Raw genomic sequence first — 23,344 nt, forward strand, 5'->3', positions numbered from 1 at the left:
CGGTGCGGCCGCATCATGGTCTCGTCAAGCAAAAGCACCGAGATTTAGGAGCTTGAAATGAAGACCATCTACGAGAGTGAGTCCACACCTAAGAAGGACGGGTTCTATATGCCCGGCGAGTATGAGGAACAGGAGCGCACCTGGATTCTGTGGCCGCACCGCTCCGACGTGTGGCGCTGCGGCGCCAAGCCGGCGCAGAAGGTCTTCACCGAGATCATCAAGACCATTGCACGTTTTCAGCCCGTCACTGTGGGCGTCAACACCGAAGACTTCCCCGCGGTGTGTGAGATCTTCGACGGCGTTGAGAACGTGCGCGTTATCCACATGGAGTACAACGACAGCTGGATTCGCGACCCCGGCCCGGCGTTCCTTGTTAATGACAATGGTGAGGTTGCTCTTTCGCACTTCCACTTTAATGCTTACGGCGGTTTCATTGACGGCCTGTATTTCCCGTGGGACAAGGACGCTTCCATTGGCCTGCAGGTGGCACAGCTCGAGCAGGTTAACCGCTATCGTCCCGAGGATTATATCCTCGAGGGTGGCTCGTTTAACTGCGACGGCCAGGGCACCGTGGTGACCACCGAGATGTGCCTGCTCAATGAGGACCGCAACCCCCAGTACACCAAGGAGCAGATCGAGGAGAAGCTTGCCGAGTACCTGGGCATCGAGAAGGTCATTTGGATCAAGGATGGCATCGACCCGTTTGAGACCAACGGGCACGTGGACGACGTCGCATGCTTTAGTGCGCCCGGCGAGGTCTGCTGCATGTGGACCGATGATCCCAACCATAAGTTCTACAAGGAGTGCCAAGAGGCGTATAAGACGCTTTCCGAGACGACGGATGCCCGTGGCCGCAAGCTCAAGATCCACAAGGTGATTATGCCTGCGACCTCGGTATATATGACCGAGGAGGAGGCCAGCACGATTGACCCCGTCGAGGGCGTGCTGCCGCGTACCCCCGAGGATGCTTTCGAGCCGAGCTACCTCAACTTCCTGCCCATCAACGGCGCAGTGCTGGTGCCACAGTTTGGCGACCCCAACGATGCCCAGGCACTCAAGGATATCCAAGCCGCCTATCCGGATCGCGAGGTCATCGGTATCATGACTCGCGAGGTTATCTACGGCGGCGGCAACATCCACTGCATCACCCAGCAGCAGCCCAAGGCGCGCTGCAAGTAGAGGCGGTTGCACGGCACACGGGGTGGTGTCGATATGACCTGGGGCCCGCTGGCGCACACGCTGGCGGGCCCTTTTGCGTGCGGCGGGCAGCATTGCACGCGGGCGCTCGGGCCTAAGCGAGGGTACCAGGGGGCCTTGCTTATCGTCGATAGTTGGTCTAGAATCGTCGATAGTCGATGATAGGGGGTAGCATGCAGCTTGTTGAAAGTGAGACCGTGGAGTTCAAGTGCACATTTACCCCTAAGCTGCTCAAAGCTGTGGTGGCGTTTGCCAATTCGAATGGCGGTACCTTGTATATCGGAATCGACGATTTTGGCAGCATCGTCGGCGTGGACGATATCGATGCCACCATGCTTCAATGCTCTAATGCAATAACCGATGGCGTGTATCCCGACGTTTCTGAAATCACGACGGTCTCCGCATTGGACATCGATGGCGCAGCGTTGGTGAAAATCGAGGTGGAAGCGGGTCCTCACAAGCCGTACTGCCTGTGCTCGAAGGGATTTGTTCCCGCCGGGGTATATCGGCGCCTGGGTCCTGCCAACGTGCCCATCGAGATGGCCCAGATCCGCTCGATGATCAAGCGCACCGACGGCGATTATTTTGAGACCGCGCGCTCTCATGAACAGAGTTTGACGTTTTTTGAAGCCGAGCGGGTCTTTAGGCGCGCGGAGATTACGTTTGACCAAACCTCTCAAAAGAATCTTGGCCTTATCGATGAGCTGGGCTTTTACACCAATTTGGCACTGCTGGTCTCTGACCAAAACCCCTTTGCAGTCCGCGCTGGCCTCTTCAACGACGATGCGTATACCGAGTTTATCGACCGTCAGGATGGCGAGGGATCGATCTTTAGGCAGATAGAGGATATCGAACGGTTCCTCAATATATCGAACGCAACGCGTATGTACTTTGTGCCGGGAAGACTTGATCGCATAGATAAGGACGACTATCCCCGCGAGGCTGTTCGAGAGGGAATTCTGAACCTGTTTATCCATCGCGACTACGAATCTTCGGTGGCGTCTCTTATCAAGATGAGCCGTACGGCGCTTGAATTTACCAATGCGGGAGGGCCGCAGCACATCAGCGTCGAGGAGGCGCTTGCGGGCGGCTCGGACGCTCGGAATCCAAAGCTGCAACTGCTCTTTTTGCGCCTGGGGATGGTCGAGGCGTTTGGAACGGGCCTCAAGGGGATCCGCGCGCTCTATGAGGCGGAAGGGTTGGAACCCGAGGTCTGCGCCTACCCTGCAATGTTTAGGTTGTCGCTGCCCAACGTCAATGCCGTGCGCAATTCCCATCTGACGCCTCGTGGCAATAGCGGTCCCAACTTGCGTGGGGATTACAGCGATTATGAGCAGCTCGAGCGGGAAGGGGCGCTGCCGCCCGATGTTTCGCAAGCGTTTACATCCGTGCGAGCGCAGCGAGAGGGGCACGTGTCGATGAATGGCGACTGCGGCCACGAGGTGCGTGCCAAGCTCGTGGAGGAGCTTGGCTTTGATGTTGCGTGCAAGGCGTCCGCGATGCTACAGGATGTCTCGGACGAGCGACGTGGTGGATACGCTCGCACCTTGATTCGCTTTGCCCTTGAGCGGCCCCGCGGTTTTACGCGCCAGGATGCTTCGGACGCTCTGGGAACTGGGCGCGACGTGACGCTGCGGGTTATCAACGGTTTGCTTGAGGAAGGCGCACTCGTTAAAGAGGGGCGCGCTCGGGCGACGAGATATCGCGCTGTCGGGCAGGTTTAGGGACGGGCGGTCCGGCCCCCTGGGTTATTCCTGGGCAGAGGCCAAGGGCCGGGTGCCCGGCTCGCCTTGATTGAAGGAGTACTTAGAGCGTGCCTCCGTACATATAGACGATAAATCCGTCGCCGGTGTCCTGGCTGTGATCCTCCAGGATGCGCTTCATGTTGAGGTGCTCGTAGAACTGCCAATCGGAGTTGCAGTCGCTCATCAGGAAGAACTTGGTGCAGCCTGCCTTGGCGAGCTCGGCGCGCGCAAGGTCGATGAGCTCGCGGCCGAGTCCCTTGCCCTGCCATTCAGGCACAATGATGATCAGGTTGAGCTGGCCCTGGGCATATTCGTTGCCCGTGGCGGCAAAGCGGTCGGCTGTTGCCTTCTCGCGGCTATCGCCAAAGAGCGAGCCTTCGAGCTTGGCATCGGCGGTCTTTGCCATCTCGGTTGCCTGGGCGAACATCTCGTTGTAGCAGGGCTCCCACGTGGGATTGGTGCGTGGTTTGCCGTCTTCGAAGATGCCGATGCAGCAAGCGGCGATGATGCGGCCTTCAGCTTCGGCAACGAGCGCGATGGGGGAGCGCTGCAGCTGCATGGCGATGTTAAAGCGCGCACAGAAATCGGCGGCTTCGACGTCGCCTCGGTTGCGCAGCGTGTTGCACCACAGCTGGTTGTAGATGGCGGCGATGCCGGCCAGGTCATCGAGCGTGGCGGCACGCAGAGTTACGTTGTCAAGGCTCATGGGGGCTCCTTCCAAGTTGGGTCAGGCCACTTCTGAGTGTGACATGGCGACATCGTTGCCGCATCAACCATTCGGCAGACGAGCGCCGATACCTCGGGGACGGAGAGGTGGCAATTGGGTAGTCATTGGGGACGTTCTTAAACGACTAGTCAAACAAGAGCGTCCCCAAGTGCCGGCTTTGGTAACGCCGATGTCTTGGCAACGACAGAAAGCCCGCCAGAGCGAGCAAGGTGCCTTGAAGCGAGGCGGCATTGACCTTTTGGTCATGCCGTCGAAGCTGAAAGGCAGATTGCCGCTCTGGCTGGTTTGCTGCGTCGGCCGGTTACGGCGTTTGGTAAAACGCCGTAACTCTAAACCCGCTCCGCGATCTCGTGGATGAGGTAGTCGGTCTTTTCCCAGCCCAGGCACGGGTCGGTGATCGACTTGCCAAAGACGCCGCCATCGACTGGCTGATTGCCATCCTCCAGGTAGGACTCGATCATAAAGCCCTTGACCAGCTTGGAGATGGACTCGTTGCGGCGGCAGCTGTCGAGCACCTCCTTGCAGATGCGGTACTGCTCCAGCGGGCGCTTGCCCGAGTTGTCGTGGTTGCAGTCGATGACCGCCGCCGGGTTGGCGTAGCCGGCATGCTCGGTATAGCGCTCGGCCAGGCGCTCGAGGTGCTCGTAGTGGTAGTTGGGGTAGGTGCGCCCATCGAGGCCGATGTAGCCACGCATGACGGCGTGTGCGAGCGGATTGCCATCGCAATCGACTTCCCAGTTACGGAAGATAAAGCTCTGGTGCGCCTGAGCGGCGTAAATGGAGTTAAGCATGACGGTGGTGGAACCGGCGGTGGGGTTTTTCATGCCCACAGGCACCGAAATGCCGCTCGACACCAGGCGATGCTCCTGGTTTTCGACCGAGCGTGCACCCACGGCAACGTAGCTCAGCAGGTCGACGAGGTACTGGTAGTTGGACGGGTAGAGCATCTCGTCGGCGGTAAAGAAGCCAGTCTCCTCGATGACGCGCAGGTGCATGTGGCGGATGGCCTTGACGCCTTCGAGCAGGTCATCGGGCGCCTCGGGGTCGGGGTTGTGCAGCAGGCCTTTGTAGCCAGTGCCCTTGGTGCGCGGCTTGTTGGTGTAGACGCGCGGAATGATGATGAGTTTGTCCTTGACCTCTTCGGCGACCTTGGCCAGTCGGTTCATGTATTCAAGTACCGAGTCCTCGCGGTCGGCAGAGCACGGGCCGATGATGAGCGCTTTGCGTGCGTCCTCGCCGGTAAAGACCTTGGCGACCTCGGCGTCGAATGCCTGCTTTTTGGCGGTAAGCTCGGCGGAAAGCGGCATTTCCTCGCGGATCTCCATGGGGATCGGCAACCTGCGCTTGAATTCCATGGCCATATGGGACCTCCTTTATCAATTAACGGCAACAATTGGCGAATTCTCGAATGCACGGCATTATCCGCTGTCGCACGCTAAAGTGCAAGCCGTTGTCGCCCCGAAACCTGCCGAAAAGGGACAGGTTTATTTTGGTCGGTTTTATCTGGGGAAATGTCGGTGCTCGCCGGAAGGGGAGGGCCAGCGTACGGCACGCTGGAGCAAGTTGGATCTTCTGCGGCATACCCTGTGGACAAAAAATGGCAAATATGAGTACTGTTGCTAGCGTAGTATCATATCGATCTTACAAGATAATAGACACAACAGTAAATATGTTCATTAACGTTGGCACACAGAAGTATGCTACCGGGCATTTTGATCAATTTGAAGGCATATCTGGGCTGCAAAGAGGTCGTTTGGGGCAGTTTTGGCTGTTACTAAAAAGGTGACAGTACTCATATTTGCCCTTTTTTGACCACGGGGTCTGGAAGGCGCCGTCAATCAGGTCCCAGGGAAGGCGTTTCGAGGCTCGAAGGACACAAAACGGGGGCGCAGGCTGTCCTGCGCCCCCGTTCTCGGGCGTTATTCGTTCCCTGCGGCAGAATTTACGCCGCTTCGTCGAACTGCGAGTTGTACAGGTCGGCGTAGAAGCCGCCTTGGGCGAGCAGCTCGTCGTGTGTGCCCTTCTCGACGATGTCGCCGTCGCGAATTACCAAGATCACGTCGGCGTTGCGGATCGTGGACAGGCGGTGCGCGATGACAAAGCTCGTGCGGCCCTGCATCAGCGCATCCATGGCGCGCTGGATGAGCTCCTCGGTGCGGGTATCGACGTTGGAAGTCGCCTCGTCCAAAATCAGCGCCGGACGGTCGGCCAAAATGGCGCGGGCGATGGTCACGAGTTGGCGCTGGCCCTGTGAGAGGTTGGTGCCCTCCTCATTGATCATAAAGTCGTAGCCGCCGGCGAGCGTATGGATAAAGTGGTCGCAGCGTGCGGCGCGTGCAGCGGCCTCGACCTCGGCGTCAGTCGCATCGGGACGTCCGTAGCGGATGTTCTCGCGGATGGTGCCGTTAAACAGCCAGGTATCCTGCAGCACCATGGCAAACTCGCCGCGCAGTGCCGCGCGGTCCCAGTCGCGCACGTCGACGCCCTCGACGCGCAGTGAACCGCCGTCCACGTCGTAGAAGCGCTGCAGCAGCTTAATGAGCGTGGTCTTGCCGGCGCCGGTGGGGCCGACGATGGCGATGGTCTGACCGGGCTGTGCCTCGCAGCTAAAGTCGTGGATGATGGTCTTGTCGGGCGTGTAGCCAAACTTGACGTGGTCGAACTCAACGTGGCCGGGGCGCTTCTCGGGAATCTGGGCGTCGGCCTTCTGCTCCTCCTCGGGCGCAGCCAAGAACTCAAACACGCGCTCGGTGGCGGCGGCCATCGACTGCATCGTGTTGCTCACGTTGCCCAGCTGCTGCACCGGCTGCGTAAAGTTGCGAACGTACTGGATAAAGCTCTGGATGTCGCCGGGCGTGGCATTGCCGGTCAGCGCGAGCTGCGCGCCTACCACGACGACGCCTACGTAGCCCATGTTACCCACCAAGCTCATAAGCGGCATCATCAGGCCCGACAGGAACTGCGAGCGCCAGCCGCTAATAAAGAGACGGTCGTTTTGGCGGTCGAACTCCTCGATTGAGGCCTCGGCGCGGTCGAACACCTGAATAACGTTCTGGCCGGCAAAGTCCTCCTCGATAATGCCGTTGACGGCGCCCAGGACTTGCTGTTGCTCGCGGAAGTACGGCTGCGAGAAGTGAATCATCACGGTCAGGATAATCGCGGCAGCCGGCAGCGTGAGCACGGTGACGCCGGTGAGCGGCAGACTGATCGACAGCATCATGACGAGCACGCCGATAATCTGTGTGACAGACGTGATGAGCTGCGTCACGCTCTGGTTGAGCGACTGGCCGAGCGTATCGACGTCGTTGGTGATGCGACTGAGTACGTCGCCCTTGCTGTGGCCGTTGAAGTAACTCATCGGAACGACGGCGATCTTGGCGGCGATCTCCTTGCGCATGCGATAACAAATCTTTTGCGTGACGCCGGTCATGAGCCAGCCTTGGATCAGGCTGCAGGCAGAGCTCGCCAGATACAGACAGAGCAAAAAGCCGAGCGTCTTGGCGATCCAGGAAAAGTCGACATCGCCGGTGCCGTTGACCTTGGCAACCAAGCCCTCGAACAGCTTAGTCGTAACCTGGCCGAGCACCTTGGGCCCCACAATGTTAAAGATGACCGAGCACACGGCAAAGGCGACGGCGGCAAACACGGCAATCTTGTGCTGGCCGATATAGCCGAGCAGCTGCCTCATGGTGCCCTTAAAGTCCTTGGCCTTTTCGCCACGGCGCATGCCACCCATGCGGCCCATGGGACCACGCTGGCGGGTGGGCTTGGGAATCTGAGTCTTGGTCTCGTCTGCCATTAGCGCTCGCCTCCTTCCATGACGGCTGCAATTTCTTCTTGGGTAAGCCCCAGCTCCTCGGCGGAAAGCTGCGACTGTGCAATCTCCAGGTACGCCGGGCAGCCGTGCAGCAGCTCCTCGTGCGTGCCGGTGCCCACTACGTGACCGTCGTCGAGCACGATGATCTGGTCGGCGTGCATGATGGTCGCGATGCGCTGGGCCACGACCACGAGCGCGGCGTCGGTAACGTTTTTGGCAAGCTCCTCGCGCAGGCGCGCGTCGGTCTTGTAGTCGAGGGCGCTAAACGAGTCATCGAACACCACGACCTCGGGCTTTTTGGCCAACGCGCGGGCGATGGCCAGGCGCTGGCGCTGACCGCCCGAGACATTGGAGCCGCCCTGGCTGATGGGGGAGTCGTAGCCGCCCTCGCGCTCGGCGATAAAGTCCTCGGCCTGTGCGATGCGTGTCGCCTGGCGCATGTCATCATCGCTCACCATGTCGCCGGCAAATTTGAGGTTGCTCTCGACAGTGCCCGAGAACAGACGCCCCTGCTGCGGGATATAGCCAATGCGGCGGCGAAGCTCGGAAAGGGTCATATCGCGCACGTCGATGCCGTCGAGCGAAATGCTGCCGCCGGTGACGTCGTACAGGCGCGGGATGAGCTGCACAAGCGTGGACTTGCCCGAACCCGTGGAGCCGATGATGCCGAGCATCTGGCCGGCGTGCGTGGTGAAGTTCACACCGCTGATGACATCGGCGCGGGCATCGGGATACTGGAAGCTCACGTCGTGGAAGGCGAGCTCACCGCGCGGCGCGTTGGTCGCGGGCAGTTTGGGCGAGGCGGGGTCGTTGATGCTCGTGGGGCAAGTGATGACCTCTTCAACGCGCTCGGCTGCGACCTCGGCGCGGGGCAGGATGACCGAAACCATGGTGAGGATCATAAACGCCATGACGATCTGCATGGTGTAGGAGATAAACGCCATCATGTTGCCGACCTGCATCACGCCGTCGGACACGCCCTGCGCGCCAAACCAGACGATAAGCACGGTGATGCAGTTCATAACGAGCATCATGAGCGGCATCATAAAGCTCATGGCGCGGTTGGTGTAGAGCTGTGTGGTCATCAGGTCGAGTGATGCCTTGTCAAAACGCTCAAGCTCATGCTCCTCGCGGTTGAACGAGCGGATGGGCATAAGGCCGTCGAGCAGCTCGCGAGCGGTAAGGTTCACGCGGTCCACAAAGCTCTGCATCTTTTTGAACTTGGGCATGGTGAGGCCCATAAGCACGCCGACGACGGCCGAGACCGCGATGATGGCCACGGCGATGGTCCACTCCAGGCCGGTGTGGTTGGCCAGGACGCGCATGACGGCGACGATGCCCATGACGGGCGCCATGAGGCACATGCGGATAAACAGGGTTGCGGCCATCTGAATCTGCTGAATGTCGTTGGTGCAGCGGGTGATGAGCGAGGCCTGGCTAAACTTGCCCACCTCGGCCGGCGAGAAGTGCATAACCTTGTTGAAGGTCTCGCGGCGCAGGTCGCGGGCGATGGAGCAGGCGGTGCGCGAAGCCACGGCACCGGTCAGGATGGTGGCGACCAGCGACACCAGACACAGACCAAACATCGTGGTCGCCATGCGGCCCAGGTAGGCGTTCTGCACGTCGGCGGGGTCGATACCCTGTGCCTTGTACTCGTCCTGCACATAGCTCACGGCGCGCTGGGTGACGATGGACCCCGACATGGAGCCCATTTTATCTGCCATTTCGTTGGCGCTCTCGACGAGCTTGCTTTGGTCTACCAGACCGCCTTCGATGCCCAGACGCAGGCTCTTCATGGTGATCTTACCGCCGTCTGCATCAATCTGCTTTTGCATGTTCTGGGCCGCCGTGGCCTTCTGCTGCATCTCGGCGAGCTGCTCGGGCGTCATCGCCGCCATTTGCTCGGGCGTGGGCATGGCCTGAGCGGCGTCGCTGTCTTTCTCGCTGGACGTGCCGGTCATGTCGCCCATGGAGTCGGCGTCGATGCCTTGGTTGAGCGAAAGGACGACGGTCTCGGGCAGGCTCATAATGTCGGCGAGCTTGCTGCCGTCGGCGCGCTCGTCCTCGGTGCCCTTGTACGTGCGAATCCCGTTTTTGTCTGCCTTGCCAAACGCAGCCTCTACCGTCTTGGCGTCTTTGGCGCTCATAAAGAGTTCGAGGTCGTCGAGCGATTCGGAGCGGATGGTGTCGGGCACGGGCGAGGCGATGCCGCCTTGCTGCACGCCCACGTCGACGATGTCGCTCATATAGGTAGGCAGCGCCAGATCGGCGTTGCAGCTGATTACGATAAGTACGATAGCTGCGAACAGTGCCAGGACATGCTTTTTAAAGAGCTTGAGAATCCTCACTCGGCATCTCTCCTTTCTTGGTTGCGGTCGATAATTTCGTTGGCACGTCTTAGAAGGCGCACCATCTCTTGGGTATCTGTTTCGCCGAGCTGCTCGAGGAAGGCCGCGGTGCGGTCCTCGAATTCCCGACGCTTGATCTCGAGATCATGGAATCCCTTGTCGGTCACCGTGACGTGTACGCGACGACGGTCGGTCTTTGAGTGCTCACGCTCAACCCAGCCCTTGGCTTCGAGAGCGCGTAGGATATTGGCGATGCGGGCGCTCGAGACCCAGGCACGATTGGCGAGTTCGCTCGGCGTGAGCGAGCCGCCAGCGAGCATGAGAGCGCGCATGACGGCCATCTCGCCGCCGAGAGCTTTGTCCGCAAAGCGCGAAATGCGCTGATGCATGCTGCCAAACTCAGTTAAGAGTTGACGCCCAAGCTCATGGAAATCGGTATCTTCCACCGAAAACCCCTAACACTAGAAACTATTTTCGGTGGAAGATGATACCCGCATATTCGGGCCTCATGCAGTGGGCAATATAAAGAGCGCATAAAGAGTTAAAAAATTCAATTGCTGAAGCGTTTCAAAGAACTATTATGCCCGCGGTTAGGCGAGGGGTTGTCACCACCATGACGACTGGGACTCATTTATCGCCACGTGCGATGCTCCAACTTCCCGCAAGGAGACACCTGAATCAAGGGGGTTGGAGTCATGGCATTTGACTTCACGGGCAAGACCGCGATTGTCACGGGTGGCACTCAGGGCATTGGCCTCGAGATCGCCAAGGGCATCGTCGCGGGCGGCGGACACGTCGCGCTCATCGCAAGGAACGCTGCCAAGGGCGAGGCCGCTGTGGCCGAGCTTGGCGAGGGCAACAAGTTCTATCAGCTCGATGTTGCCGATGCGCCTAAGGCTCGTGAGACCGTCGAGCAGATTTTTACGGACCTGCCGCAAACCAACATCCTGATCAACTGCGCTGGCGTCATCAGCACCAAGAAGTTCGACGAGATCGATGACACCGAGTGGCGTCGCACCATCGACATCAACCTCAACGGCACCTTTACCATGATGAACGCCGTGTACCCGCACTTTAAGGCGGCCCATGCCGGCACTATCGTCAACGTGAGCTCTGTTGCCGGCAAGATCGGCGGCGGCCTGCTCGGCACCGCTGCCTACGCCAGCTCCAAAGCCGGTGTTAACGGTCTAACCAAGGCAGTCGCCAAGGAAGGCGGCAAGTTTGGCGTCCGCTGCAACGCCGTGTGCCCGTCGCTCACCCTTACCGATATGACCTCGATTCTCTCTGACGAGAACTCTCAGCGCATCATCAACGGTATTCCTCTGGGCCGCGCCGCCCAGGCCAGCGAGCCTGCGCAGATGGTGCTCTTCTTTGCCTCCGACCTTGCCAGCTTCGTGAACGGCGAGATCGGTGACTGCGATGGTGGCATCGTTCTGGACGGGTAATACCCCGCGACGATTATTCGGCGACGGCTCCTGCGACTCGGGACCGTCGCCTTCTTTCTGACAAAGGCGCGTGCGGCTACGATTCGCATGCATCCAAAGGAGATATATATGAGTGAATCGACTGCGGTGGAGGCGCCGGCGGCAAAGGAGCCGTTCTTTAAGATGTCCTCCATCCCGGGTGCCAATATTTTGGTGCCGCTTTTGTTGGGCTGCCTGCTCAACACGCTGTTCCCCGACCTGTTCAAAACGCTCGGCAGCTTTACGCTCGGCATGACCCAGCAGGGCGCAGGCCCGCTTGTTGGCGCTTTTTTGCTCATCGTCGGTACGACGATTTCGTTTAAGAGTGCTCCTGCCGCCGCTGCCCGCGGCGCCATCATCATCGCCGTCAAGCAGATCGTGGTCGTTGCCGTGTCGCTGCTCATCCTTTATGTATTCAACGACAACCTGTTTGGCATCTCTGCCATGGTGATGCTGGCCGCTTGCACCGGCGCCAACAACGCTATGTACGCTGGCCTGATGGGCACCATGGGCAACGAGGCCGAGCGTGGCGCTGTCGCCATCACCACGCTGGTTGTCGGCCCTCCGGTCACGATGATCGTGCTCGGCGCTGCCGGTCAGGCTCCGATCGGCTGGTCGCTCGTGGGCGCCATCCTGCCGATCGTCGTCGGCATTATTCTGGGTAACCTCTTCCCGAGCTTTAAGAAGATGATGGCACCGGCACTTTCCGCCATCATCGTGCTCGTCTTCTTTGCCATGGGCTCGACCATGACCTTTGGCCAGCTCATTAATGGCGGTCTTCCCGGTATTCTGCTCGGCGTGATCTGCTCGGTGGTCTTTGCAATTCCCGTCATCGCGGTCGATAAGCTCACGGGCGGTACGGGTGTCGCAGGTGCAGCCATTTCGAGCTGCGCCGGAGCCAATGTGGCCACGCCTGCTGCCATGGCAAGCGTCAACGGGGCCATGTACGGTGGTGCCGTGCTCGCGACGGCTACGGCACAGGTTGCTGCCTGCGCAATCGTGACGGCTATTTTGACCCCGCTGGTCACCAGCTGGTGCTACAAGCATTTTGAGGGCCAGGGCCACAGCAAGGCAACGACCGACAAGGCCGCCGCAGCCGCCTAATGCCAAGCGGCAATCAAAGCTAAAAAACTAGCCACGCCTCAGGGCGGCCACGGGGGAAGTCCCGTGACCGCCCTGCAGTTTCTGTGGGGTCTCTGGGGCACTTTACCCTACTAAAACTGGCATAACAGCTAGAGTGAACGTCGTATAAAGGCAAGGAAAAATACCAAACAAATCGGTGAACGGTAGTTGTTCGCGCTCGCATTTCCTGCGGGTTTGTAAAAAACGCCCTTATGATATAAAAAAAGAAACATATAACAGCCCTGATGAAGGGGGTGGCTATGTTATCCTTCTCAAACGGATGAAATCTTGGGTTTTGGGTTGCAGTTCCAAGGTGGACAAACGTTTTTCCCTGTACCAACGTGTGGTGAAGAACGGAAGAAGCCGGTAGTGCAAGCCGATAATTCAAGAATTCAATAAGCAGCGGTGTGAGAGAGCGCCGCATTACACGTAACTAGGAGCGTGGTTACACAATGCAGGAGGCATGGGAAGGCTTCAAGGAAGGCATCTGGACGGGAGAGGTTGACGTCCGAGACTTCATCCAGAAGAACTACACCCCCTACGAGGGCGACGAGTCGTTCCTCGCCGGCCCGACCGAGCGTACCAAGGAGCTGTGGGGCGAGGTTCTCGACCTGCTGCTCAAGGAGCGCGAGCAGGGCGGCGTCCTCGATATGGACACCAAGACCGTCACGGGTATCGTGAGCCACCCCGCTGGCTACATCGATAACGCCCATCGCGACAAGGAGACCATCGTCGGCCTCCAGACCGACAAGCCGCTCAAGCGCGCGCTGCACGTCAACGGCGGTATCCGCATCGCTTGCCAGGCTGCCAGCCAGCACGGCTACAAGATCGACGAGAACGTTGTCGAGCGCTACACCTTCGAGCGCAAGACTCACAACGCCGGCGTCTTCGATGTCTACACCCCCGAGATGCGCGCCTGCCGCTCGGCCCACATCATCACCGGTCTGCCCGATGGCTATGGCCGCGGCCGCATCATCGGCGACTACCGTCGTGTCGCCCTGTACGGTGTCGACTACCTGATCAAGGACAAGGAGGCCCAGAAGGCTTCCACCCCGACGGTCATGACCGCCGACAACATCCGCGATCGTGAGGAGCTGCAGGAGCAGATCCGCGCCCTCGGCGAGCTCAAGATGATGGCCGAGACCTATGGTTTCGATATTTCCAACCCTGCTACCAACACGCAGGAGGCCATCCAGTGGATGTACTTCGCCTACCTCGCTTCCGTCAAGGAGCAGAACGGCGCCGCTATGTCCATCGGCCGCACCTCTACGTTCATCGACATCTACGCTGAGCGCGACCTTGCCAACGGTACCTTCACCGAGGAGCAGATCCAGGAGTTCGTGGATCACTTCATCATGAAGCTCCGCATGGTCAAGTTTGCCCGTACCCCCGAGTACCAGGCCCTGTTTACCGGCGATCCGCAGTGGGTCACCGAGTCCATCGGCGGCATGGGTGTCGACGGCCGTACGCTCGTTACCAAGATGAGCTACCGCTATCTGCACACGCTCGAGAACATGGGCACCAGCCCCGAGCCCAACATGACCGTTCTGTGGTCGACCCGTCTGCCTGAGAACTTCAAGAAGTTCTGCGCCAAGACTTCTGTTGCCAGCTCCTCGATCCAGTACGAGAACGACGACCTCATGCGCGTCTACCACGGCGACGACTACGGCATTGCCTGCTGTGTGTCCTCCATGCGCATCGGCAAGGAGATGCAGTTCTTCGGCGCCCGTGCCAACCTGGCCAAGTGCCTGCTGTACGCACTCAACGGCGGTGTTGACGAGGTCTCCAAGAAGCAGGTCGGCCCCAAGTATCGCGCCGTCGAGGGCGATACGCTCGATTACGACGACGTTGTGGCCAAGTACAACGACATGATGAAGTGGCTCGCTGGCGTGTACGTCAACTCGCTGAACATCATCCACTACATGCACGACAAGTATTGCTACGAGCGCATCCAGATGGCTCTGCACGACAAGCACGTGCACCGCTGGTTCGCTACGGGCATTGCTGGCCTTTCCGTCGTGGCTGACTCCCTGTCCGCCATCAAATACGCCAAGGTCCACCCCGTCCGTGACGAGAACGGCATCATCGTCGACTTCGAGACCGAGGGCGAGTTCCCCAAGTACGGTAACGACGACGACCGCGTCGACCAGATCGCTCACGACGTTGTGCACCAGTTCATGGAGTACATCCGCATGAACGACACCTACCGCAACTCCGTGCCCACGACCTCGGTTCTGACCATCACTTCCAACGTCGTGTACGGCAAGAAGACCGGTTCTACGCCTGATGGCCGCAAGGCTGGCCAGCCCTTCGCCCCGGGTGCTAACCCCATGCACAAGCGCGATAGCCACGGCGCCATCGCTTCGCTGTCTTCGGTTTCCAAGCTCCCGTTCCGCGATGCTCAGGACGGCATCTCCAACACCTTCTCCATCATCCCGGGTGCGCTCGGCAAGGAGGACCAGGTGTTCTTTGGTGATATCGACCTTGATCAGCTGGGCGAGTAACTATTGTTAGTGCTATACTAACAATAACGATTACTGATTAGTGCGCTGGTTTCGGCCGGCGCCTATCGATCGAAGGAGACACATTATGAAGGTTTCTGAAGTTTCCGAGACTCAGGCCGATAACCTGGTCCACATGCTCGACGCTTACGCCGAGAAGGGTGGCCACCACCTGAACATCAACGTCTTCAACCGTGAGACGCTGCTCGACGCTCAGGCTCACCCCGAGAAGTACCCGCAGCTGACCATCCGCGTTTCCGGCTATGCCGTGAACTTCCACACGCTCACCAAGGAGCAGCAGGACGAGGTCATTTCGCGTACCTTCCACAACAAGTTCTAAAGGGGTTTAACTCCCGCAGGATCGCTGGGGCTGTTTGGGCTACCTCCCAAAACGTCCTCGGACATGCAAGAAGCCCTCGCTGCGCACTTCGTGCGGCGAGGGCTTCTTGCGTCCTGCGGAATATTTTGGGAGGTAGCCCAAACAGCCCCGGCGGGGTCCTGTGTAGTCACCCTTTAGGCGGAACTCTCCTAATTATTTGGATGAGTCGTTTACTTACTTGTACTGTTACCGTCTTCCCACTGTTGTTGGGGTATGCTTTGTTCGTATGTAAACGTATGACATGTTGATGAGGGGAGGGTGCTATGGCTCGCGAGGGTGCTCGTTCTAAGGATTCTGCTAAGCCTGGCATCAAGGAAGTTGCAGCGGTGGCGGGGGTTTCGCCTACTACGGTATCTCGCGTGCTTAATAATCGCGGCTATATTAGCCAAGAGACCCGCGATAAGGTCCATGCCGCGATGGAGCGTATCAACTATACGCCCAACGATATCGCCCGTGCCATGCTCAACGGTCGCCTGAATCTAATCGGTATGATCGTTCCCTATGTCAGCAGCCCGTTTCATGCACAAGCGGTCCAAGCCGTTGAGCGTACCCTGGCCGAAAACGGTTTTAAGATGTTGCTGTGCAATAGCGCCAATCGACCTGATCTTGAGCGTTCTTATATCGATATGCTTCGGCGCAATATGGTTGATGGCGTCATCGTCAACTCGCTTAATATCGGTGCCGAGGCGTATGCCGAGATGGGCTTGAGTCTGGTTGGTATCGACTGCGACCTTGGCGAGGCCTCTGTTCAGATTGCGAGCGACAGCTATAGCATCGGCGAACTTGCCACGCGTCGCCTGATCGATGACGGGTGTTCGCGCATCTTGTGCCTGCGCAACAATAGCCGCATGCGTATGCCTGCCAATAAGCGTACCGATGCCTACCACGATGTTGTGGAGCAGGCCGGTTTGCCCGCGCTTGTCCGTGAGGTCGAGTTCGTTAAGTCCGACGACGAAAAGAGCGCGGTCGTTGCGAAGATCCTCGATGAGAACCCCGATATTGACGGCATCTTTGCGGGAGACGACACGATGGCGGCCATCTGTCTCAACGTGATGAAGCAACGCGGCTTGAGCGCTCCGGACGATATTAAGGTCGTGGGCGCGGATGGTGCCCGCCGCACCATGACGTTTATGCCTGACTTAACAACCGTACGCCAAGATATCGATCGCATCGGAGAGCTCGCGGCGCAATCCATCATCGCTCTTATTAACGGCGATAAGCCCGAATCGAATATCAAACTCCCCGTTGAACTCATTGAGGGCAAAACCGCGTAGTTCATCCCGTGCCAAAAGAATTCCTCAAACGCCTCTGATGACCGTTCGCCGGCATATGTCAACCGTTTGCCGACGACTGGAACTGCGAAAAGACGTATTGGTGTGAAAACGTTTGACATATGAAAACGATTGACATATCTTGCAGTTGTACCGAGTTAGTATCTTGCGGGAAAGGAAGTCTCGGATGCACAAGGTGTATTACCAGCCTGAGGGAATTTGGGTAGGCGACATCATGCCGTACGGCGAGGACGGCACGTTCTATCTCTATCACCAGCGTGACACGCGTAACCCCGGACCTTTCGGAGAGCCGTTTGGCTGGGCGCTCGCTACGACCAAGGACTTCGTCAATTACAAAGACTTTGGCGAGAGCCTTGAGCGTGGCGGCGACGAGGAAGTCGACCAGTATGTTTATGCCGGCACGGTGTTTAAGGTGGGCGACAAGTACCATGCGCTCTACACTGGTTGCAATCGCGATAAGGTCCGCGCACGTTTGATGAAGCAGGTTCTTCTTCACGCAACGAGTGACGACGCCGTCAAGTGGGAGAAGAACATCGCCGAGACGCTGCTTCCGCCCCAGGAGGGTTACGATGACCGCAACTGGCGCGATCCCTTTGTGCTTTGGGATGAGGAGAACGAAGAGTACATGCTCATCCTCGGCACGCGTGTGGGCGAGGACAAGCGTCTGATGACCGGTCGTCTGGTCAAGTTCACCTCCAAGGACCTGGATACCTGGGAGTTCCAGGGCGACTGGTGGAATCCGGGCCTGTACACCATGTTTGAGATGCCTGATCTCTTTAAGATGGGCGACTGGTGGTATCTGGTGTTCTCTGAGTACAGCGATGGCAACAAGACCCGTTACCGCATGTCTCGCTCTATCAACGGTCCCTGGATTACTCCTGCGGACGATTCCTTCGATGGCCGCGCGTACTATGCCGCACGTACCGCATTTGATGGCGAGCGCCGCGTTCTCTTTGGTTGGGTTCCTACGCGTGACGAGGGCGGCGACCCCAGCTCTTACCTGTGGGGTGGCACCTTTATGCCCCTCGAGATCGTTCAGCGTGCCGACGGAACGCTTGGCACCAAACTCCCCGACAGCATGCTTGGCGCCTTTGGCGAGGCTAAGGCAGTCGAGGCCTTTGAGCTTTCCTGCGAGTCGGGCAAGGTCGAGCAGGTGCTCGCTGCGGATGCCGGTTCCACCTATATGCTCGACGCCGACATCGAGCTCGCCGGTGACGCTGCCGGCTTCTCGGTGAAGCTCGCCGAGGACGCCGAGTCTGGTCTTGCCTATGAGTTCCGCGCCAACCTGCGTGAGGGCAAGCTCGAGTTTACGGCGGCCCCCCAGTATCCGTGGTTCCAGGTCAACAACATGGGCCTCGAGCGTCCGTTGTTCTTTAAGGGCGAGGGCACTCATCATGTGCGCCTGGTCGTTGACGACGATATCGCGACCATCTTTGTCGATGATGTTGCGCTTAACGCTCGCTTCTGCAATAAGCAGGGCCAGGGTGTGGCGCTGACGGTCACCGACGGTACGGTCAAGTGCGCAAATGCAACGATCGCATCTCTGTAATGGCCACAAAACGTCTTATGATTTCGTAAGGGAATGGAGAGGAACATGGACTACAAAGTAGTGTCTCAGCAAGTCGTCGATAACGTCGGCGGTCTGGATAACATCGAGGGTGCCACGCATTGCGTTACGCGTCTGCGTCTGGTGCTCAAGGACACGAGCAAGTACAACAAGGCCGAGCTCGAGAACATCGATGGCGTCAAGGGCGTGCTGTACAACAGCGGCCAGCTCATGATCATCTTCGGTACCGGTACCGTAAACAAGGTCTATGATGAGTTTATGGCTCTGACGGGCGTTAAGGAGATCAGTGCTTCCGAGGTCAAGGGCGCCGAGGCGGACAAGAAGGGCAAGTTCTTCTCGGTCCTCAAGGTATTCTCGGACATCTTTATCCCCATCATTCCCGCTTTCGTCGGCGCTGCTATCATCATCGGCCTTAAGTCGCTGATCGTTGCCAACGGCCTCTTTGGCATGGAGGGCAGCCTTGCCGACCACAGCGAGTTCCTCAAGAACCTCGCAAGCTTCTTTGCCATTATCGCTACCACCTTCGATTACCTGCCTGTCCTGGTGATGTACAGCGCGGTCAAGCGTTTTGGCGGCAACCCGATCCTAGGTATCCTCGTCGGCATCGTCATGGTTCATCCGAGCCTTATGAACCGCAACGCGTTCGTTATGGACCCGACGGGTGCTGAGTATTGGAACTTTGGTCCGCTCTCCATTCCCATGGTTGCTTTCCAGGGCGGCGTGTTCCCCGCAATCCTGACCGCCTGGTTCATGGCCAAGGTCGAGAAGATTGCCCAGAAGTACATCCCCGAGGTCGTCTCGTTCGTCTTTGTCCCGACCGTTACCCTGATTCTTGCCAACGTCGCCCTGTTCACCGTGTTCGGCCCGCTCGGCAACCTGATTGGCGACGTCCTTGCCGGCGTAATCGATGTCCTGTACAACAGGATGGGCGTCTTTGGTGCCTTCGTCTTTGCCGCGTTCCTGCAGCCGCTCGTCGTTACCGGTACGCACCAGTTCATTCAGGGTATCGAGGCTAATCTCGTTGCCACGACCGGCTTCAACTACATCCAGGCCATCTGGTCCGTTTCCATCATCGCCCAGGGCGGCGGCGCCATCGGCATGTATCTCATTCACAAGAAGCATTCCAAAGAGCGCAACATCTGCATGTCGTCCTTTATCCCGACGCTGGTCGGAATCTCCGAGCCCGCTATCTTTGCTGCAAACATGCGCTACTCGATCATTCCGTTCATCTGCGCTTGCATCGGTGCCGGCTGCGGCGGTGCCTTCGTGAAGCTCTTTGAGGTGCGCGCTATCGGCCAGGGTCTGACCGGCGTACTTGGCCTGCTCATCGTCACGCCCGAGACCCTCGTGTGGTATGTGGCTGGCAATCTGATCGCTTTCTTCGTCCCGATCATCCTGATCTTTGCCTACAACAAGGCAAAGGGCGTTCCGACCACCGATGAAGAGGGTGCAGGCGCCGGCTTTGATGTCAGCTTCTAATCCAGATCCGTCAAGGTAATGTACGGGTCGACCTGTTGGAGAAGGGCGTTTGGCTCGCATGGGCCGGGCGTCCTTCTCCTCTACAAGAAGGACGATTGAATGTTCGATCAAAAACATAAGGTGACGCGCTCGGACTACGAGCTGTGGCGTGCCGGGCAGGATGAGACTGCGGCTCGCATCGCGGCTGACTCCGATAGACTTCTGTTCCATGCGGAGCCCGAGCTTGGCTGGCTCAATGATCCCAACGGTTTGGTGCAGGTTGGTGATACATACCACATCTATCACCAATACGATCCGTTTGATGCCGCGCACGGCGGACCGGTGCTGTGGAATCATCTGACGACGAAGGACTTTGTGACGTACGAGAACCGCGGTCCCGCGCTATTCCCCGATTCAGATCTAGACTCGAGCGGTGCGTATTCGGGGTCTGCATTTATGCACGACGGCAAGATTCACTACTTCTATACCGGTAACGTCAAGCATTTTGACCGCGATGATTATGACTATGTGCTGACAGGGCGCGACCAAAATCAGATTCACATGGTTACCGAGAACCCCGATAAATTGGGGGAGAAGCACATAGCTGTTGGTCCGGTCGATTACCCCGACGATATTAGTACGCACGTGCGCGACCCCAAGATCCTGGAGCACGACGGTATCTACTATATGGTTCTTGGTGCTCGTACGAAAGACGACCGCGGTTGCGTGCTCGTCTATACCTCGCACGATCTTGAGTGCTGGAAATATGCGACGCGTATTGAGCTCGGCGAGAAGTTCGGTTTTATGTGGGAGTGCCCCGATCTGTTTGAGCTTGATGGCGAGCTTATTCTCGTTTGCTGTCCGCAGGGCGTGCCCGCCGATGGTTGGCGTTACCAAAACCCGCATCAGTGCGTGTGGTTTCGTATTGAGGCCGATTGGGAGGCGCCTAGCTTTAAAATCGCCGGGCAGGGTATGCCCCCGATGGTCGATGCGGGTCTTGACTTCTATGCCCCTCAATCATTTGCAGATGCCGACGGTCGACGGATTATGATCGGTTGGGCCGGCTGCCCCGATGCAACGGCTCAAAACCCGACGGTGGAACGCGGATGGCAGTGCGCGCTTACCGTGCCGAGGGTGCTGAATATGCGCGACGGTAAGCTCTGTCAGTGGCCCGCGCGCGAGGTTGAGCAACTGCGCAAGGAGCGTGTTTCGGTGACCGCCGGAGAGACCGTCGGCTCTCCTGGTCGACTGTTTGATGCCGTCGTGTCGTGCCGGGGGACGAAGTCCATTGAGCTGGAAGTTCGTGAGGGCGTTGTCGTGTGCTTTGCCAACGGAATGCTCACACTTGATATGGGCGATGAGGGCTATGGACGCGACAAGAGGTCGGTTGAGCTCGACGAGCTTTACTGCCTGCGAGTCCTTTCGGATGCCACGATGCTCGAGGTATTTGTCAACGACGGCGAGGTTGCGCTTACGAGCCGCACCTATTCGTCTGCGGCGCCGGCGATGCAGTTGCGCGCCGAGGGCGACGCCTCGATGGAGTTTTACCGTCTGGCTCGCTAGCCGCATTGTGAGTGACCATGGCGTTTTGGATACACAGGCTTTCTTGGTGGCTACCGTTTATCGCATATAGCTACCGTTTGCGGAGTAAGTAACACTCATTACCAAACCGTGTAGAATCTCATGCAAGCACGGAGTATTTCAGGGAGACGCTGTCCTTTGTTGTGGCGAAGGGCGGCGTCTCTCTGGTGCTTGGGAGTCGTTGTTCAATTGGGCGACGGGCGTGCGCGCGTAATAAATAACCAACGTCGAGATGGGTTGTGATGATAATGGGCAAGTACGTAATCGTGGTTGAGTCTGGGTCGGATGTGACGCCGGAGCTCTGCGAGCGCTACGGCATCGTGCGCGTGCCTATGCATGTCACGATTGGTGACGAGACCGTCGAGGACGGCTCGATCGATCCGCTCGAGATTTACTCGCGCTGTAACGAGTTTGGCGTTATGCCCAAGACCAGTGGCTGCTCGCCTGCGGATTTTGCTCACGTGTACGACCGCATTCATGCCGAGCAGCCCGACGCGACCATTTTGCATCTTGCATATTCCGAGGCCACGACCTGTTCGCATCAGTCCTCGAAGATTGCAGCGGAGGGGCGCGACTACGTGTTCTCCATGGACACGCGCTTTGTCTCGGTAGGCCAGTCGCTCGTTGTCGTCGAGACTGCCAAATACATCGAGGCTCACCCCGATGCCACCGTTGACGAAATTTTCGCCTTCACCAATTCGGTGATGGACCGCGTGCTGTTGGGCTTTGTCCCAACCGATCTCGCCTTCCTTAAGGCCGGCGGTCGCTTGTCCAACGTCGCGTTCCTAGGCGCCCATCTGCTCAAGATTAAGCCCTGCATCGAGGTGACGGGCGGTAAGTTCGTGGCGACTAAGAAGTTCCGCGGTTGTATGCTCAAGTGCGCCCGTGCCTTTCTTGACCACATGGTTGCGAAGGGCGAGATTGACTACTCACACATTGGCCTGGCGTATTCGGTGGGTCTTTCCGAGGAGCTGCGCGACGACATGGAAGTCTATGCGCACGATCTGGGATTTAAGGACGTTACCTGGACTCAGGTTGGCGGCGTCATTTCGAGCCATTGCGGCCCGACCGCCTTCGGTGCGGTGCTCACGCTCAAGGCGTAAGGCCGCAGGCGAGCGTTCTCCAGCCTGACATCTCGACGTAGCCCCCCAGCCATGGTGATGGGGGATAGATTAAAACGTGCCGTTCTAGTCCGAGACGTTTAAACGCAAACGCATGGGCTAGAATGGCTCTGGCATTTTAATTGGTTGCATCCAAGGAGAGGCAAGGTAGCGCGAATGGCAGAAATGACGCTTGAGGGTGTGGACGCTCGTCCCGAGGACTCTGCGTATGCCCTGGGTCGCGTGCATTCGATCGAGACGATGGGAACGGTCGACGGACCCGGCATCCGCTTTGTGGTGTTTGTTCAGGGCTGTCCCATGCGCTGCGCGTATTGCCACAATCCCGATACCTGGTCTGTTAACGGCGGCACGATGGTGACCGTCGAGCATCTCATGGACGAGTTCCAGAGCAACCATGAGTTCTACCGTAGCGGCGGCATTACCGTTTCGGGTGGCGAACCGCTCCTGCAGCCCGAGTTTTTGGCCGACCTGTTCCGTGCAATGCACAACAATCCCGATGGCCGTGTGCATACCTGCCTAGATAGCTGTGGCTATGCATTTGATCCCAAGCATCCGGAGAAGTTCGATGCTGTTCTCAACGAGACCGATATGGTGCTGCTCGACATCAAGCATGCCGATCCGGTTGAGCATAAAAAGCTGACCGGTTGCGATCCTGCGCGCATCCTGGCGTTTGGCGATGAGCTTGCCCATCGCAAGATTAAGGTTGTTATTCGCCATGTGGTGGTGCCGGGTATCACCGACACGGCGGAGGAATGCGAGAAGCTCGGTCGCCTGATCGCTCCATGGCACAACGTGGTGGGCCTGGAAATGCTGCCGTATCACACGATGGGTGTCGTCAAGTACGAGCAGCTGGGTATTCCCTATAAGCTCGAGGGCGTGCCCCAGATGGATACCGCGCGCATGCCCGAGCTGCGCAACGCCGTCATGGCCGGCATGAAAAAGCGCCGTGCGGAGCTCAGGTCGGCCATCGGCTAACAAGCCCGTCCCAAATTGACTACCCTTTAAGATGCGCAACAAGGCGGGCTG

Annotated in this window: 17 protein-coding genes; 12 read left to right on the forward strand and 5 right to left on the reverse strand. The window is 58.4% G+C overall.

All coding sequences use genetic code 11. From position 1 onward, the window contains the following. Positions 1–57: 57 nt before the first annotated feature. Entirely contained in the window at positions 58–1,179 is a 1,122-nt protein-coding gene (gene aguA, locus DW233_RS02795; RefSeq protein WP_118266601.1) for an agmatine deiminase, read from the forward strand. Between the two features lie 191 nt (positions 1,180–1,370). Further along, positions 1,371–2,921 carry an RNA-binding domain-containing protein gene (locus DW233_RS02800; RefSeq protein WP_158564555.1) on the forward strand — a complete coding sequence of 517 codons (1,551 nt, stop codon included), beginning with the start codon at positions 1,371–1,373 and terminating at the stop codon, positions 2,919–2,921. An 82-nt stretch (positions 2,922–3,003) separates the two neighbouring features. Here DW233_RS02800 and DW233_RS02805 read toward each other — a convergent pair whose 3' ends face one another. From DW233_RS02805 to DW233_RS02825, 5 genes are all read right to left on the reverse strand, one after another. Beyond that, positions 3,004–3,648 (reverse strand): GNAT family N-acetyltransferase, encoded by a 645-nt coding sequence (locus DW233_RS02805; RefSeq protein ID WP_118266602.1) that lies wholly within the window; start codon positions 3,646–3,648, stop codon positions 3,004–3,006. A gap of 350 nt (positions 3,649–3,998) precedes the next feature. After that, the gene (locus DW233_RS02810; protein ID WP_118266603.1) at positions 3,999–5,030 is read right to left on the reverse strand and encodes a 3-deoxy-7-phosphoheptulonate synthase; all 1,032 of its coding nucleotides are present in this window, start codon (positions 5,028–5,030) and stop codon (positions 3,999–4,001) included. Positions 5,031–5,611: 581 nt separating this feature from the next. Further along, positions 5,612–7,468: an ABC transporter ATP-binding protein gene (locus tag DW233_RS02815; protein WP_118266605.1), complete on the reverse strand. Its 1,857-nt coding sequence runs from the start codon at positions 7,466–7,468 to the stop codon at positions 5,612–5,614. Then, positions 7,468–9,834, reverse strand: a complete 2,367-nt coding sequence (locus DW233_RS02820; RefSeq protein ID WP_118266607.1) for an ABC transporter ATP-binding protein — start codon at positions 9,832–9,834, stop codon at positions 7,468–7,470. The genes DW233_RS02815 and DW233_RS02820 overlap by 1 nt, the downstream gene beginning before the upstream one ends. Further along, positions 9,831–10,280 (reverse strand): MarR family winged helix-turn-helix transcriptional regulator, encoded by a 450-nt coding sequence (locus DW233_RS02825; RefSeq protein WP_118266609.1) that lies wholly within the window; start codon positions 10,278–10,280, stop codon positions 9,831–9,833. Before DW233_RS02825 ends, DW233_RS02820 begins: the two co-directional genes overlap by 4 nt. A gap of 249 nt (positions 10,281–10,529) precedes the next feature. Here DW233_RS02825 and DW233_RS02830 point away from each other — a divergent pair, with 249 nt between their 5' ends. From DW233_RS02830 to pflA, 10 genes are all read left to right on the forward strand, one after another. Then, the gene (locus tag DW233_RS02830; protein ID WP_006234857.1) at positions 10,530–11,279 is read left to right on the forward strand and encodes an SDR family NAD(P)-dependent oxidoreductase; all 750 of its coding nucleotides are present in this window, start codon (positions 10,530–10,532) and stop codon (positions 11,277–11,279) included. 108 nt (positions 11,280–11,387) lie between these two features. After that, the gene (locus tag DW233_RS02835; protein WP_233509199.1) at positions 11,388–12,401 is read left to right on the forward strand and encodes a 2-keto-3-deoxygluconate permease; all 1,014 of its coding nucleotides are present in this window, start codon (positions 11,388–11,390) and stop codon (positions 12,399–12,401) included. A 470-nt stretch (positions 12,402–12,871) separates the two neighbouring features. Beyond that, positions 12,872–14,923, forward strand: a complete 2,052-nt coding sequence (pflB, locus tag DW233_RS02840) for a formate C-acetyltransferase (protein ID WP_117758359.1) — start codon at positions 12,872–12,874, stop codon at positions 14,921–14,923. A gap of 85 nt (positions 14,924–15,008) precedes the next feature. After that, entirely contained in the window at positions 15,009–15,260 is a 252-nt protein-coding gene (gene grcA3, locus DW233_RS02845) for an autonomous glycyl radical cofactor GrcA3 (protein ID WP_055252439.1), read from the forward strand. Positions 15,261–15,562: 302 nt separating this feature from the next. Further along, positions 15,563–16,573, forward strand: a complete 1,011-nt coding sequence (locus DW233_RS02850; RefSeq protein ID WP_117736112.1) for a LacI family DNA-binding transcriptional regulator — start codon at positions 15,563–15,565, stop codon at positions 16,571–16,573. A gap of 184 nt (positions 16,574–16,757) precedes the next feature. After that, positions 16,758–18,140, forward strand: a complete 1,383-nt coding sequence (locus DW233_RS02855) for a family 43 glycosylhydrolase (RefSeq protein ID WP_055252441.1) — start codon at positions 16,758–16,760, stop codon at positions 18,138–18,140. A 45-nt stretch (positions 18,141–18,185) separates the two neighbouring features. Further along, positions 18,186–19,637, forward strand: coding sequence for a PTS transporter subunit EIIC (locus DW233_RS02860; RefSeq protein ID WP_117818102.1), 1,452 nt, complete (start codon positions 18,186–18,188; stop codon positions 19,635–19,637). 99 nt (positions 19,638–19,736) lie between these two features. Continuing rightward, the gene (locus tag DW233_RS02865; RefSeq protein WP_117818104.1) at positions 19,737–21,179 is read left to right on the forward strand and encodes a glycoside hydrolase family 32 protein; all 1,443 of its coding nucleotides are present in this window, start codon (positions 19,737–19,739) and stop codon (positions 21,177–21,179) included. Between the two features lie 266 nt (positions 21,180–21,445). Next, on the forward strand, positions 21,446–22,300 hold the full coding sequence (locus DW233_RS02870; protein ID WP_118266611.1) for a DegV family protein: 855 nt from the start codon (positions 21,446–21,448) through the stop codon (positions 22,298–22,300). A gap of 174 nt (positions 22,301–22,474) precedes the next feature. Beyond that, the gene (gene pflA, locus DW233_RS02875) at positions 22,475–23,293 is read left to right on the forward strand and encodes a pyruvate formate-lyase-activating protein (RefSeq protein ID WP_117716956.1); all 819 of its coding nucleotides are present in this window, start codon (positions 22,475–22,477) and stop codon (positions 23,291–23,293) included. Positions 23,294–23,344 lie beyond the last annotated feature (51 nt).

The sequence above is a fragment of the Collinsella sp. AM20-15AC genome (genome assembly GCF_003471405.1).
Classification (GTDB): Bacteria; Actinomycetota; Coriobacteriia; order Coriobacteriales; family Coriobacteriaceae; genus Collinsella.